This window comes from Amycolatopsis sp. NPDC104819 (assembly GCF_055583145.1).
On record NZ_JBVJON010000008.1, the window covers coordinates 308,832 to 322,176 of the forward strand.

At 70.6% G+C, this 13,345-nt stretch carries 14 protein-coding genes; 7 read left to right on the forward strand and 7 right to left on the reverse strand.

From position 1 onward, the window contains the following. Positions 1-126: 126 nt before the first annotated feature. The 6 genes from ACZ63E_RS26570 to ACZ63E_RS26595 form a co-directional block, all read right to left on the reverse strand. Positions 127-846 carry a S1 family peptidase gene (locus ACZ63E_RS26570; RefSeq protein WP_465338819.1) on the reverse strand — a complete coding sequence of 240 codons (720 nt, stop codon included), beginning with the start codon at positions 844-846 and terminating at the stop codon, positions 127-129. Between the two features lie 234 nt (positions 847-1,080). Continuing rightward, the gene (locus tag ACZ63E_RS26575; RefSeq protein WP_465338820.1) at positions 1,081-2,010 is read right to left on the reverse strand and encodes an anchored repeat-type ABC transporter permease subunit; all 930 of its coding nucleotides are present in this window, start codon (positions 2,008-2,010) and stop codon (positions 1,081-1,083) included. Beyond that, on the reverse strand, positions 2,007-2,729 hold the full coding sequence (locus tag ACZ63E_RS26580) for an anchored repeat-type ABC transporter ATP-binding subunit (protein WP_465338821.1): 723 nt from the start codon (positions 2,727-2,729) through the stop codon (positions 2,007-2,009). Before ACZ63E_RS26580 ends, ACZ63E_RS26575 begins: the two co-directional genes overlap by 4 nt. Beyond that, positions 2,726-3,550: a TIGR03773 family transporter-associated surface protein gene (locus ACZ63E_RS26585; protein WP_465338822.1), complete on the reverse strand. Its 825-nt coding sequence runs from the start codon at positions 3,548-3,550 to the stop codon at positions 2,726-2,728. The genes ACZ63E_RS26580 and ACZ63E_RS26585 overlap by 4 nt, the downstream gene beginning before the upstream one ends. Further along, positions 3,547-5,067, reverse strand: a complete 1,521-nt coding sequence (locus tag ACZ63E_RS26590; RefSeq protein WP_465338823.1) for an anchored repeat ABC transporter, substrate-binding protein — start codon at positions 5,065-5,067, stop codon at positions 3,547-3,549. Before ACZ63E_RS26590 ends, ACZ63E_RS26585 begins: the two co-directional genes overlap by 4 nt. Continuing rightward, the gene (locus tag ACZ63E_RS26595) at positions 5,067-6,965 is read right to left on the reverse strand and encodes a TIGR03773 family transporter-associated surface protein (RefSeq protein WP_465338824.1); all 1,899 of its coding nucleotides are present in this window, start codon (positions 6,963-6,965) and stop codon (positions 5,067-5,069) included. The genes ACZ63E_RS26590 and ACZ63E_RS26595 overlap by 1 nt, the downstream gene beginning before the upstream one ends. 133 nt (positions 6,966-7,098) lie before the next feature. Here ACZ63E_RS26595 and ACZ63E_RS26600 point away from each other — a divergent pair, with 133 nt between their 5' ends. Together ACZ63E_RS26600 and ACZ63E_RS26605 are read left to right on the forward strand one after the other, a co-directional pair. Then, entirely contained in the window at positions 7,099-7,749 is a 651-nt protein-coding gene (locus ACZ63E_RS26600; protein ID WP_465338825.1) for a choice-of-anchor M domain-containing protein, read from the forward strand. Between the two features lie 19 nt (positions 7,750-7,768). After that, a complete protein-coding gene (locus ACZ63E_RS26605; protein WP_465338826.1) occupies positions 7,769-8,410 on the forward strand; it encodes a choice-of-anchor M domain-containing protein in 642 nt (213 codons plus the stop codon). On the opposite strand, the gene ACZ63E_RS26610 is transcribed toward ACZ63E_RS26605, so the two are convergent. Continuing rightward, complete coding sequence (locus ACZ63E_RS26610; RefSeq protein WP_465338827.1) at positions 8,394-8,771, reverse strand: hypothetical protein; 378 nt, start codon at positions 8,769-8,771, stop codon at positions 8,394-8,396. The two genes, ACZ63E_RS26605 and ACZ63E_RS26610, sit on opposite strands and share 17 nt — an antisense overlap. A 158-nt stretch (positions 8,772-8,929) precedes the next feature. On the opposite strand from ACZ63E_RS26610, the gene ACZ63E_RS26615 reads away from it, so the two are divergent. From ACZ63E_RS26615 to ACZ63E_RS26635, 5 genes are all read left to right on the forward strand, one after another. Further along, positions 8,930-9,115 (forward strand): hypothetical protein, encoded by a 186-nt coding sequence (locus ACZ63E_RS26615; RefSeq protein WP_465338828.1) that lies wholly within the window; start codon positions 8,930-8,932, stop codon positions 9,113-9,115. A gap of 43 nt (positions 9,116-9,158) precedes the next feature. Continuing rightward, positions 9,159-9,284: a hypothetical protein gene (locus tag ACZ63E_RS26620; protein WP_465338829.1), complete on the forward strand. Its 126-nt coding sequence runs from the start codon at positions 9,159-9,161 to the stop codon at positions 9,282-9,284. A 4-nt stretch (positions 9,285-9,288) separates the two neighbouring features. Continuing rightward, positions 9,289-10,104, forward strand: a complete 816-nt coding sequence (locus tag ACZ63E_RS26625; RefSeq protein ID WP_465338830.1) for a DeoR/GlpR family DNA-binding transcription regulator — start codon at positions 9,289-9,291, stop codon at positions 10,102-10,104. Between the two features lie 187 nt (positions 10,105-10,291). Continuing rightward, complete coding sequence (locus ACZ63E_RS26630; protein WP_465338831.1) at positions 10,292-11,833, forward strand: FGGY family carbohydrate kinase; 1,542 nt, start codon at positions 10,292-10,294, stop codon at positions 11,831-11,833. Beyond that, complete coding sequence (locus ACZ63E_RS26635) at positions 11,826-13,340, forward strand: FGGY-family carbohydrate kinase (RefSeq protein WP_465338832.1); 1,515 nt, start codon at positions 11,826-11,828, stop codon at positions 13,338-13,340. Before ACZ63E_RS26630 ends, ACZ63E_RS26635 begins: the two co-directional genes overlap by 8 nt. The last annotated feature ends 5 nt before the right edge of the window (positions 13,341-13,345 follow it).

Consider the following 13,345-nt stretch of genomic DNA (forward strand, 5'->3'; position numbering starts at 1 on the left):
GGGTGGGTACCGACAGCGAGCCTTCTGCGTTTTCTTTCTTGCCGTGGTGGGGGGGGGGGGGGGGGTCCTCCCCCCCCCCCCCCCCCCCCCACGACCAACCGTACGGCTGGGAAACCCGGTGCGGGGTCAGGATCCGATCTGCTGCCTGATCCAGGTCAGGTGCTGGGCGATGCCGGTGTAGAGGGTGCTCGTCGCGCACTCGCCGCCGTTGTCACCCGGGCCGTGCGTCTCACCCACCAGCGTCCAGCTGCCGGTCGTGCCGACAACCGCCGGACCGCCCGAGTCACCGTGGCACGCCGAATGCGTGCGATCGCCGGAAATGCACACGTCACCCGAACCGCCACCACCGGCGTAGCACGAACTGCTCGGCAGCACCCGCAGGTCGATCTGGCGCAGCGTGGTCGGAGTGCTGCAGCTCGGCCAGCTCGTGCAGCCCCAGCCCAGCAACCGGGCGGTCGTGTTCGCCGCCGGGTTGCTCGTCGCCATCGGGACCGGCGCGGCGCGCACAGCCGCGGACAGGTGCATCAGCGTGAGGTCCGTGCCGGACTTGGTGATCCGGCGGTCGATCCGGCCGACCTCGCCGCCGGAGTTCTTGTTCGTGGAGCCGATGCGGCCCTGCGACGCGCTGCCGCAGTGGTTGGCCGTCACGATCCACTGGGGCGCGACCAGGCTGCCGCCACAGCCGTTGCTCAACGAGACCATGAAGCTGTAGGTCTCGGTCGCGGTCGTGCCGCCGATGATGCCGGGCTGGGCACCCGAGGTCTGCTGGGCCTGCGCGACTCCGGGTGTCGTGGCCACGAGCGCGGCGGCGAGCACCCCGAGTGCGGTCGAAAGAAGCCTGCGCATGATCGCTCACAATCAGCGGCGTCGTTGCCGCTCGGTAGTCGGAACGGTCGGGGAGAACCGGAAAAGACCGGCGCTCAGCACGATCTCCCGGCTGCGACGGGCGCGACCACCGTCATCGGTAGGAAGACGAAAGTAGCGGATCGTTCCGGGTCCGCGGCGAAACGCGGAACACCACCCTCCTGGGCTTCTCCATGGCCAGGCCGCCCTCCTGCGCCGATCCGGAAACGTTCACAGTCACGTCCGCGATCGCAGCCGGGAGATGTCGCCTTCGACGACACCGCGTCGACGATCACCCGAAGCATCGTCGCCCGTGACACTCCGGGAGGAGCCGGGGCGGAACCGCGCGAGGAGGCCGTGTCTCGGGGCAAGCACCCAGCACACGAGGAACACAGCGGTGGCGACCAGCACGATCAGCCCGCCCGCGGCGAGGTTGAGCGAATACGACAGATACAGCCCGATCGCCGCCGACACCATCCCGATCACCGGCGCCAGCACCATCATCACCCCGAGCCGGTCGGTGAGCAGCCGCGCGCACGCGGCCGGGGTGATCAACAGGGCCAGCACCAGGATGTTGCCCACCGCCTGCAGCGAAATCACGATCGCGACCGTGACCATCGTGTAGAGCGCGATGTCGAACCAGAACACCCGGATGCCCAGCGCCCGGGCGGTCTCCCGGTCGAGGCCGACCGTGACCAGTTCCTTGTGCACAGCGGCCGCGGCGAGCAGCAGGACCGCGCCGGCGATCGCGACCACGTGCACGTCGCCGTCGCTGATGCCGAGGATCTGCCCGAACAGGAACGACTCCAGCGAGCCGGAGTAGCCGGGCGCGCTGGAGAGGATCACGATGCCGAGGCCGAACGCTGCCGCGAAGAACACGCCGATCACGGTGTCCTCCTTGAGCCGTTTGTTCTGCGCGAACACCGCGACGCTCAGCGCGGTCAGCAGCCCGGCGACCGCCCCGCCGAGGGCGAGGTCGAACCGGAACACGAACGCGATCGCGACCCCGGGGAACACCGAGTGCGAGACGGCGTCGCCGATGAAGGCCATGCCGCGCAACACGACGTGGCTGCCGATGACCCCGCAGACCACGCCGGACATCATCGCGACGAGGAACGCTCGGCGCATGAACTCGTGCTCCCACGGCGCGAGCAGGAAGTCGATCATCGGGCGATCCCCAGTGAATGGATGAGCTGGTCGGAGCGGGTGACGCCGAACGCACGCAGCCACACCTCGGGATCCCGCAGCTCCTCCGGTGGTCCTTCGGCGACGATCGTGCGGTTGAGCAGGCACAGCCGGTCGCACAGCGCGGCCGCGGCGGGCAGGTCGTGCGTGGTCATCAACACCGCGTTGCCCTCGCCGGTCAACGTCCGGAACAGGACGGTGAGCAGTTCCTGGGTGGGCACGTCGAGCCCGGTGAACGGCTCGTCGAGCAGCAGCAGCCGCGGGCGGAGGGCCAGCGCGCGGGCGACCAGCACCCGCTGCCGCTGCCCGCCGGACAGCTCCCCGATCGGGCGCCGGGCGAGGCCGGTCAGGTCCACCCGGCGCAGTGCGTCGCGGACGGCGTCGCGGTCGTCCCGGCCCGGGCGGCGGAGGAAGCCGATGGCCGCGGTGCGGCCGGTGAGGACGGCTTTCTCCACCGAGATCGGGAAGTCCCAGGCGAACTCGTGGCGTTGCGGAACGTAGCCGATCGTGCAGTCGAGCCGGATCGTCCCGGTCGTCGCCGGGAGCAGGCCGAGCACAGCGCGCAGCAACGTTGTCTTGCCCGCGCCGTTGGGGCCGATCAAGCCGACCAGCTCGCCGTCGGCCAAGCTCAAGTCCACTTCGGACAGAGCTTCGCGGCCGCCGAGCCGGACGCTCAGGCCGGTGATCTCCAGCGCCGTCACGAGCCGCTCCGGCTGCGCCGGAACCGGAGCGCTACAACCAGCGCGCCCGCGAGGGCCACGCCGCCCGCCGCATACCACCATCCGTAGTTCGGCGCGCCGTCTTCGCGGGGCGCGACGACCGCCTGAGGTGGAGTTGACGTCCCGGATGTTGCCGGGGGTGCAGCCGCCGCGAAAGCCGCCGCCGGGTCGCCATCGCCGACGTAGATCCGCAGCTGTTCCCGGTCGCCCAAGGTCTTCCCGTCAGCCGCCGTCTGCATCTCGATGTCCAGGGCGTAGGCGCCGGGAGCCGAAAAGGCCCAGTTGCCGTGGACGTGCGAGACCGCCTCGATACCCGTCTCCTGGGGGAAGGGCCTGGCGCTGTCGAAAACCTCCTCGGGCCGGCCGAAGTTCCCGTTCAGGAACAGGGAAAACCGGCCCGGCCCCGTGACGGCGTGCAGCCGCCACGTGACTTCGCGGGTGACCAGCCCGGCGATGGACGGGTCCTGCGTGTTCCACCCCGGCCACAGCACTCCGGGCCGCTGGACCTGCGGCAGCAGCCACACCGGCGCGCCGGGCGAACCGAGGAATGCGTAGTCCGCGCCCGTCGGCACTTCCATCTTCGACGCCGACACGGCGTGCAGGACGACGTCGGGCAATGACCGCCAGGTCGCCGGCTGGGTGGTGTCGTCGCGGACCTGGATCTTCCAGGCACCGTCGACCATCCGGGGGCCCATGTCCACGTGGCCGTCGGCGATGACCGTCGGCGGAGCAGGTGCGGCCACAGCAGCCGGGACCGTGACGAGGGCGGCCGCGAGCACGAGGGCCGCGAGACGGCGGATCACACGCCACCGCCGAGGCAGCCGCGCAGCTCGTCGGCGTTGTGCCGCATCATGCTCAGGTAGTCGCGGGCATGCTCGTCGAAAGCATCGCCGTAGAGCAGGCACACCCTGACGTGCTGGTCGGCGGCGACCTGGGTGAGGACCGTGGCGCGCTGGGCGAGGTTGGGCTCCATGAACACGGCCGGGACGTGCAGGTTGCGGATGGTCTCGGTGAGCTTGCGGACCTGCTCGGCGCTCGGTTCCGAGGCCGGGTTCGGCACCACGAAACCGGCGACGGTCAGGTCGTAGGCCTTGGCGAGGTAGCCGAAGGCGTCGTGGGTGGTGATCAACTGTCGGCGGTCCTTCGGGATCCCGGCGATGCGCTGCCGGAGGTAGGTGTCCAGCTCGTCGAGCCGGGCGGCGTAGGTGCGGGCGTTCTCGTCGTAGGTGGCCGCGCCCTGGGGGTCGCGCTGCTTGAGGGTGTCGCGGATCAGCTGGACGTAGGCCTTGGCGTTGCGGGCGTCCTGCCACAGGTGCGGGTCGATCTCGCCGTGGACGTGCTTGCCGAGGACCGCCTGGGGCAGCTGGTGGATTGAGGCGCCCGGCTTGCCGAGGAACGCGAACCGCGGGTCGTCGGGCACTGTTTCCAGGGCCCGGTTGGGCACGTCGACGACAACGTCGTCCGCGGGAACCGGGTGCTGCTGCCCGGTGTCGTTGTCGGTGTAGGCGTAGACGCCGCCGGTGTCGAGGTCGACGGCGAGGTCGGTGTGCCCGACCCCGATGATCGCGGGCTTGCCGGCAACGGTGTGCGGGTCGACGCCGACGGCGAAGGTGAACGTGCCGGCGCCGATCGGCGCCGGGGCGGCCTGGCCGTTCACCAGCTGCGCCGACAGCGTCAGCCGGTAGACCCCGGGCGCGCTGAACGCCCAGTTCAGGTGCGTGTGCGCGGCCGGCGGCAGTGTGGTGGTGTCCTTGGCGTCGAGTCCGTCGGCGGAGTCGAAGTAGACATCGGGCTGTCCGAGGGCTTCGGTCAGGTAGACCGCGACCGTGCCGGGCCCGTCGACCTTCGTCGCGGACAGCCGGATGTCGGACGTGCGGGTCGCGCCCCGGGCCTTGCCCTCGCCGCGGACGGCGAGGCCGAGCCACGCGACGTCCAAGCCGATGTCCTCGACGAGCGGCATGACCGTGGCGCCATAGGTCTCCGCGGCTTCGGCCAGTGACACGTTCGGGGTGCCGGGCCGGGCGTTCGCGTCGATGGTCTTGATCAGGGCGTGCTCTTCGAGCAGCAAGTGGTTGGTGAACGTGACGTCGGCCTTGGCCACGTTCGTCGCGTCCCGGGGTGTCGGCTCGTAGGAGTGCGGGTCGCCGCCCGAGGGCACGATCGAGGTGACCGACACGCGGTCACCACCGACGTTGCGCACCAGGTCGGCCAGGATCTCGGTGGTCGTGACCACCTGCAAACTCCCACCGGTCGCCGCGCCGCTGGAGCACGCGGTCGCCAGCACGCCCACGGCCAGCAGCACCGAAATCGTTCGCCGCATCACCGCTCACCGTCCACGGCAGACTTCCGCCGGCGGACCAGGAGCAGGCAGGCCGTGCCGCCGAGCAATGCCAGCCCGGCCAGGGAAACCGGTCCTGCGAAAGAGAACCCCGTCGAAGCCAGCCCGGCTCCGTGTGAGCGGGCGGCGACATCGTCCGCGCAGGTGCCGACCGGTGGAGTCGACGTCGTGACCGGCAGCGCCTGCTTCGGATCGACCGGCCCGACGGCGAAGGTCACCGTCTGCTGGTCGCTCGACTGGGCTCCGGAGGCGAGCTTCGCGCTGTGGGTGAAGGTGATGTGGTAGATACCCTGCTTGGTGAAGGTCCAGTTGCCGTGAGCGTGCGTGCCCAGCCGGACCGCGTAGCTGTCCGGGACACCGTCGCCGCTGTTGAACGCGAGCACCGGCTTGCCGAAGGGGTCGAACTCGAACACCGCGAGCGCGCCGGGACCGTCCACTTTGTCCAGCCGCCACGTGACGTCGCCACTCACGTCACTGCTTTTCAGCTCTTCGGTGTTCCAGCCCAGCCACAGCACGCCCGCCTGCTGGGTCTGCGGGATCTGCCAGATCCGGTCACCCGGCTTGCCGAGGAACCCGAACTGGGCGCCCTCGGGGACGTTCGTGGCCGCCTTGTCGACGACGTGGAACACGACGCTGCCGGGACTGCGCCACGTCGTGGTGCCCGCGACGGTGCCGTCCTTGACCTGCGAGACCAGCTTCCCACCGACCACGCGCACGGCGTAGTCGGCGTGCCCGTCGGCCAGGACGACCCCGGCGCTCGAGGTCACGGGGCCCGCGGGCACGCACGGTTTCGCGGTGGCCACGGGCGCGGGCACCACGGCGCGCGAAGACATCGTCGGCGAAGAAGAAGGCGGCGCGCTGGACGATGACGACGTCGGTGCCGACGAGATCGGCGGTGGCGGGGTGCCGTCACCGGTCACGACGTGCTCGACGGCGGCCGAGCGCGCTTCGGTGAAGTCGGTCGAATACCTCGGCACGAACCGCGCGGTGAGCGAATGACGGCCGGAGGTAAGCGACGAGGTGTCCACAGTGGCCTGTCCGCCCGCGACGGCCGCATGGCCGAGGACGGTGCCGCCGTCGGCGAACTCCACCCAGCCGGGGGCGTTCGCCGGGGTGACCGCGCCGGTGAGCGTCAGGTTCTCCCCCACCGCCGTGGCCGCCGGGGACGTGGTGAGGGCCACGCTGCTCGTGGTCGCCGGGATGTCGGCGACCGTCGTGCCGCCGACGAACCAGGTGTAGTCCACGAGCCCGGAGCTCACCTGGTGCCCGGCAGTGTCCGTCGCGGTGGCTTCGAAGGTCACCGTGTACCGGCCGAGCGCGCTGAACGCCCAGTTCGCGTGGACGTGACTGCCGACGGCCTGGTGCAACGACTTCGGGCCGCCGTCGTGGGAGCTGAACACCCGCAGCGGCAAGCCGAAGGAGTCGGTCTGGAACACCTCGAGCGCACCCGGGCCGTCGACGCCGGCCAGGCGGAGGTCGATCGCGTCCCCGGCGAACGCGCCGGCGGTCAGGCTCTCGGTGTCCCAGCCCGCGAACAACAGGGAGAAGTCCTGGACCTGCGGCGCGACCCAGACCGGCGTCCCGGCGGCACCGAGGAACGAGTACTCCGGGGTGTCCGGGACGGGGATGCGGGAGATGTCGTTGTCCCGCAACTGGAACAACACGTCTTCGGGCGCGAAGTACTGGTGCGGTTCGTTTCCGACCCGGGTCTGCAGCTTCAGGCGCCCGTCGGCGTACTGCACGTCGACGGTGTCGGTGTGCACGTCGTTGAGCACGGTCCGCTGCCGCGACGCCGGCGCCGGCCCGGCCTCGGCGTGCGCCGCCGGAGCCGTCAGCGGGAGCGACACCGCGGCAACGCACGCGGCCAGCAGCGCGCGCACCGGTCTTGACCTACCCAGCATGGAACCTGCCCCCATCGTGTGAAAACACATGCACGAACGCTGTCTTGTTAATGAATATCATTGTCGTTAATGTTCTGTCCAGTCCGTCCTCTTCCTCACTCAAGGAGTTCTTGTGCGTCGTCGTCCTGCCCTGCTGGCCTGCAGTGCCGTCACCGCGGCTCTGCTCGCCGGGCTCTTCGCCGCCCCGGCCCACGCCGCGTCCCGTGTGGTCCTCGACCACGGTCACGTCGACGCGGTCGACGTCGAGTACGAAGACGGGGCTCTCGAGCTGCACGTCCACGACGAGTCGGTCGAGCCGTCGGTCGAGTACGACCCCGCCGAGGTGCTCCTCAAGGCGCTGCCCGGTGCCCGCACCACCGTTCCCGCCGACGCGTCGTACCGGTTCCTCGGCCCGGCCGGCGCGCCGGTCTCGATCCTCCCGGAAACGCAGGACCCGGCCCTGCTCTGGCCCGGCTTCAGCACCGAGGAGCTGACCACCGGCGTCTTCGCGAACGACTCGCTCAAGGTCACCCTCAAGTCCGTGCGCGGCCCCGGCAAGGCCAGCGTGTTCACCACCGACCCGTTCGGCGCGGCCACCGTGCTGCTCGACAGCGGCGACGGCCTGCCCGACGCCCTGCCCCTGCCGGTCGGGCTGCACGAGCACGTCAACTGGGGGTTCACCAAGCCCGGCGTCTACCAGCTCACCTTCCAGGCCACCGCGACGCTCACCACCGGCGCCAAAGTGTCTTCCGCCCCGGCCGTGCTCACCTTCTGCGTCGACTGATCACGAAAGAGGTCTTCCCATGCGCGTGAAAACCCGCTCGCTGACCGCCGTGGCGATCGCCGCCGCGCTCAGCCTCGTCACCGCCCTGCCCGCCGGAGCCGCGACGACGGTCCTCACCACCGGGCACGTCGACGTCCTCGACGTCGACTACGCCTCGGGCGCCCTCACCGTCCAGTTGCTGGACGGCACGGGGAGCCCGAGCGTCAGACGGGCACCGTCCACTGTGGAACTGGACGTGCTCGCCGCCGCGAAGACCACAGTGCCGAACAACTCCGCCTACAGCTTCCTCGGCACTCCCGGCTCGACGGTCTGGATCCTGCCGCAGACGCAGAACGCGAACCTGCTGTGGGCGGGGTGGAACAGCACCGACGTCCCCACCGGCATCTTCCAGGGCAACACACTGACGATGAGCCTGCTCAGCGTCACCGGCGGCAACCTCAGCATCTACACCCAGTCGCTGGGCACGCCGACCGTGCTCTACAACAGCGGCGACGGCCTGCCCGACGCCAAGCCCCTCTCCGCCGGCGCGCACACGCACGCCAACTGGGCGTTCAGCACCGCCGGCACCTACACGGTGACCTTCCGGATCAGCGGCACCCTGACGGCCACCGGCGCGACCGTCTCGGCGGACGCGACCTACACCTTCAAGGTCCTACCCTGAGCCCCGGCCGGGCGCGCCGCCTTGGCCCCGGCGCGCCCGGCCCTGCTGACCAAACCCCTCGTACGGATCGACGGGGCGCGGCGACGGACCGTGCATCCTTGACGTCGATGAACGGGACGACGTCGCCGTCGACCGGATCCTTGGCCTGCTCGGCGGTGTAGGCGCCGGTGACCTCGAGCGACGAGTCCGGCTGCAGCACCGGCGGAATCTGCCCATCCAGGCCGACCTTGACGGGCTGGGCGGCCGCCGCGCAGCAGTTGAGCACCATCCGGACCAGGTACCGCGCCCCGGCGTCGCCGAAGGCCGCGCTCGTCGCGTCCGCGCCGGCCGTTCCCGTAGCGGTCGAAGTGCCGATCGTCATCGTCGCCGCCGACACCGACCTGGTGGGAACGCTGATCGCCGGCTACCTCGCGGGCGCCTGGCTGTGCGGGTGGCCGGGCATCGGATCGCCGGCTGTCCTCGCGGCGGGCGCGATGGTCGCCCGGAGTTCTGGCCGGTTCCGCGGATGCGCTCGCCGTGGTGCTCGAGACGGTGAAGAACGCCTGCATCCCCTGGCTGGTAGGCCGCTACACCAGCGCTCGCCGCGCCTACATCGCCCGCGATCTGCACGAGGTGATCTCCCACCACGTCACCTGCCCGCTGCTGCGCCTGATGACCGGCATCGTGCTCATCCTCACCACGTGGTGGCCACCGTCTTCGGCCTGATCCACCTGCGCTCGGCGCGGTCCACGCTGGCGGAGACGGCGTCGTGACCGCCCGGCTCAAGACCGTGCTCGGCGTGGTGATCGTCGCCGTCCTGCCCGCCGCCGGAGGGGACCTGAGCACGCCGGCCCGGAACGCTCCCCCGGCCGGACGGCAGTTGATGCGATGCTGAAGAGGTGTCTCAACGAGTCGGCTCCAGCTCAGGCCACAGCGGCAATCCGGAACTGCGGCGCGCCGCCATGCAGCGGCTCATCTCCGAGGCCGGGTTCATGCGGGTCGACGATCTGGCCAGCGAATTCGGCGTCAGCATCATGACCGTGCACCGCGACCTCGACACGCTCACCCAGCGGGGGTTCCTGCACAAGGTGCGCGGCGGCGCCACCAGCGCACCGACCGTGACCTTCCACGGCGACCTGCAGCATCGAATGCAGGCCGAAGCAGCCGCGAAGAGCGCGATGGCCGCCGAGGTGATCGCCTCCGAGATCCGGCCGGGCCAGGTCGTCGCCTTGGACGACAGCACCACCGCGCTGGCGGTCGCCCGCCTGCTGCCCGAGCGAGCCCCGCTCACGGTGGTGACCCACTTCCTGCCGGTGATCCGCGCGCTCGCCGGCCAGGTCGACATCGACCTCATCGGGCTGGGCGGCCGGTACGTGGCCGCCTACGACTCGTTTCTCGGCCAGGCGACCGCCGTGGCGGCCGCCGATCTCAGCACCGACGTCCTGATCATGTCGACGACCGCGGTGACCGGGGGGACCTGCTTCATCCAGTCCCAGGACACCGTCATCACCCGTCGCGCCCTGATCGCCGCGGCGTCCCGCACGATCGCCCTGATCGACCACACCAAGTTCGGCCGCCGGGCCCTGCACCGCCTGGTCGACCTGCAGACGATCGACCGCGTGATCGTCGACGCCGACACTCCGTCGAACGTCCTCACCGATCTCCGCGGCCGAGGCGTGACCGTGGACGCCGCCCTCACCGAGCATGGTATCTAGTGTTAAGTCATCGGTTACCCGAAGTCAGAAGACTCTCAAGCTTTACCACTTTGAACAGGTAATATGACTTTGAGTGACCATTGGTCACTACGCCTGAATGTTAAAACTTGCTAAGTTGAACTCCGGTTGGCTGTAATACAGATCACGGCACGCACTGAAGCGTGCCAAGCCATCCGGAGGAACGCCCATGGCTGCCAGCGGCTCCGCAGCTCGTCCCGTCGCGGTGTGTCTCGACGCGGGGACCACGGTCATCAAGGCGGCCGTTTTCGACGAAGACGGGCACGAACTGTTCGCCGTCAGCCGCGGCACCACGGTGTCGCACCCGTCCCCCGACCGCGCCGAACAGGACATGGACGCCGTCTGGGAAGCGGCGACTTCCGCGGTCCGTGAAGCGGCGGAACGTCTCGACCGCCCGGTGGAACTCCTCGCGCTGACCGCACAGGGAGACGGAGCGTGGCTGGTCGACGGGCATCACCGGCCGGTGCGGCCCGCGGTGCTCTGGAACGACGGACGTGCCGCCGCGATCGTCGAAGATTGGCGGGCGCGCGATGTCCTCGCCGAGGCGTTCCGGATCAACGCGTCCCTGACCAGCGCGGGCCTCCCCAACGCCATCCTGCGCGCCCTGATCACCGAGGAGCCGGACACGACCAGCCGCGCGGCTGCGGTGCTGACCTGCGGAAGCTGGCTCTTCCTGCGGCTGACCGGAGTGCTGGGCATGGACTCCACCGACTCCTCGGCGCCCTGGCTGGATCTTCGGCTCGGCCGGCACAGTGACGCACTGCTCGAGCTGTACGGTCTCGGTCCGCAGCGGCACCTCGTGCCGCCCCTGCTCACCGCCGACGACCGGGTGCAGGCGCTCAACGCCGAGGCCGCGGCGCAGCTCGGGCTCCCAGCGGGACTCCCGGTCGTGCTCGCTCCCTACGACATCGCCTCCACCGCGATCGGCTCCGGAGCGACCGAGCCCGGCCACGCATCGTGCGTTCTGGGCACGACGCTGTGCACCGAGGTGCTGGTGGACAGCGTCGACACCACCGGGCAACCGGCGGGTCTCACCCTCGCGCTCGACACACCGGACCTCCTGCTGCGAGCGTTCCCGACCCTGGCCGGCTGCGGAGTCATCGACTGGCTCGCCGGCCTGCTGCGGTTGCCCGTTCCGGACGCGGTCACCGAGCTCGCCGGCCGAGCCTCCCCAGGCGCCGATGGCCTGCGGATCCTGCCCTACCTGTCGCCCGCAGGCGAGCGAGCACCGTTTCTCGACTTCACCGCCAGCGGCCTCATCACCGGCGTCCGTTTCGGACACCAGCCGGAGCACTTCGCACGCGCTGTGCTGGAGGGCCTCGGCCACGTGATCCGCGACTGCCTGAACGCCGCCCCCGGCCGGCCCACGCAGCTGCGGTTGTGCGGCGGCGGCGCCGCCGGCAGCTCGTGGTGCCAGATGATCGCCGACATCACCGGGATCCCCGCGATCGTCACCACCGACAGCCAGGTCGGCGCCAAGGGCTCGTTCGTGTACGCCTCGGCCCTGCTGGGCCGGTATCCGGATCTCACCGCCGCCGCGGCGGCGCTGGTCCGGACACGGCAGCGGTTCGACCCGGTTCCCGAACTGACCAGCTTTTACGACGGGGAGCACGCGGAGTTCCTTCACGCACGCAACTTGGCGTCCGTCGGCCGCATCTGGCACGCGAGCCCGGACGTCGCGGCAGCCTCGGAACGAGGAACACATGCTTGAGCATTCGCCCACCGATGTCGTCTGGATCGGCCTCGACCTCGGCACCCAAAGCTGCCGGGCACTGGCGGTCGACGACCACGGCAGCACCATCGGCCATGCAGCAGTTCCGCTGCACGGCCACCGCGACGGCAACCGTCACGAGCAGGATCCGCGGGACTGGTGGGCCACCACCGCCGATGCCCTCGCCACCGTCACCGCGACGGTCGGCGCGCGGCCGGTTGGCGGCATCGCGGTGTGTGCGACGTCGGGAACGGTCCTGCTGACCGACTTCGACGGAACTCCCCGTACCCCCGGGCTCATGTACGACGACGCCCGCGCGGGTGCCCTGGCCGGTGAAGCGCAGGACGCGGGGGCCGATCTCTGGCTGAAACTCGGCTACCGGATCCAACCGGCGTGGGCTCTGCCGAAGCTCCTGTGGTGGCGGGACCACGACCTGCTCACCGGCGATGTCCGGCTGGCCCACCAACCCGACGTGGTCGCCGCGGCCCTGACCGGGCACGCGGTCGCATCCGATTCCAGTCACGCGCTCAAAACCGGTTACGACCAGCTCGACCGCTGCTGGCCACAACCGGTCCTCGACCGCCTTCAGCTCGACCCGGCCGTCCTCCCGCCCGTGGTTCCCCCCGGAACCACGCTCGGTGTGGTGTGCCACGACGCGGCCGAACGAACCGGACTGCCCGCCGGCACCCCCGTGGTGGCCGGGATGACCGACGGGTGCGCCGCGCAGCTCGGCGCCGGTGCCCTGGCGCCCGGCGAGTGGAACTCCGTCCTGGGAACGACATTGGCGCTCAAAGGCGTCAGCACCACGCTGCTGCACGACCCGACCGGAGCCGTCTACTCGCACCGTGCACCCTACGGCGACCTGTGGCTGCCCGGCGGCGCATCCAGCAGCGGCGCCGGCGCGGTGAAGTCCCTGTTCCCCGGTGCCGACCTCGAAACCTTGACCACGGCCGCATCCGAGGTCGCCGACGTCTCGCTGTGTTATCCCCTGACCGGGCAGGGGGAACGTTTCCCTTTTGTGGCCCCCCAGGCACGCGGATTCCTCGGCGATGGTGCCCTCGACCGGCCCGGCACCGACACGGCCCGCGCTTTCGCCGCGGTGTGCACCGGCGTCGCACACGTCGAGCGGCTGTGTTTCGACGTCTTGCGCGGCGCCGGGGCCGACGTCGCCGGACCGATCAGCTTCACCGGTGGCGGAGCGCGCAATGCGTGGTGGAACCAGCTGCGGTGCGACGTGCTCGGTGTGCCGGTCCGCTTGCCCGCCGACCCGGAACCCGCCCGGGGGATGGCGGTCCTGGCCGCCGGTGCGGCGGACGGCGACATCCCGGCCGCGGCACGACGGCTGATCCGCGTGCGCGACACCCTCGAACCCGACTTGGCCCGTGGCGCCGCGCTGGCCCCGGGCTACGACGCCTTTGTCACCGCCCTCGCCGACCGTGCCTGGCTGGACTCCGAGGTGGCGACCCAGGCCAAACAGCGCAACCGGACCCGTTTCGCCGCCCGCTGAACCAC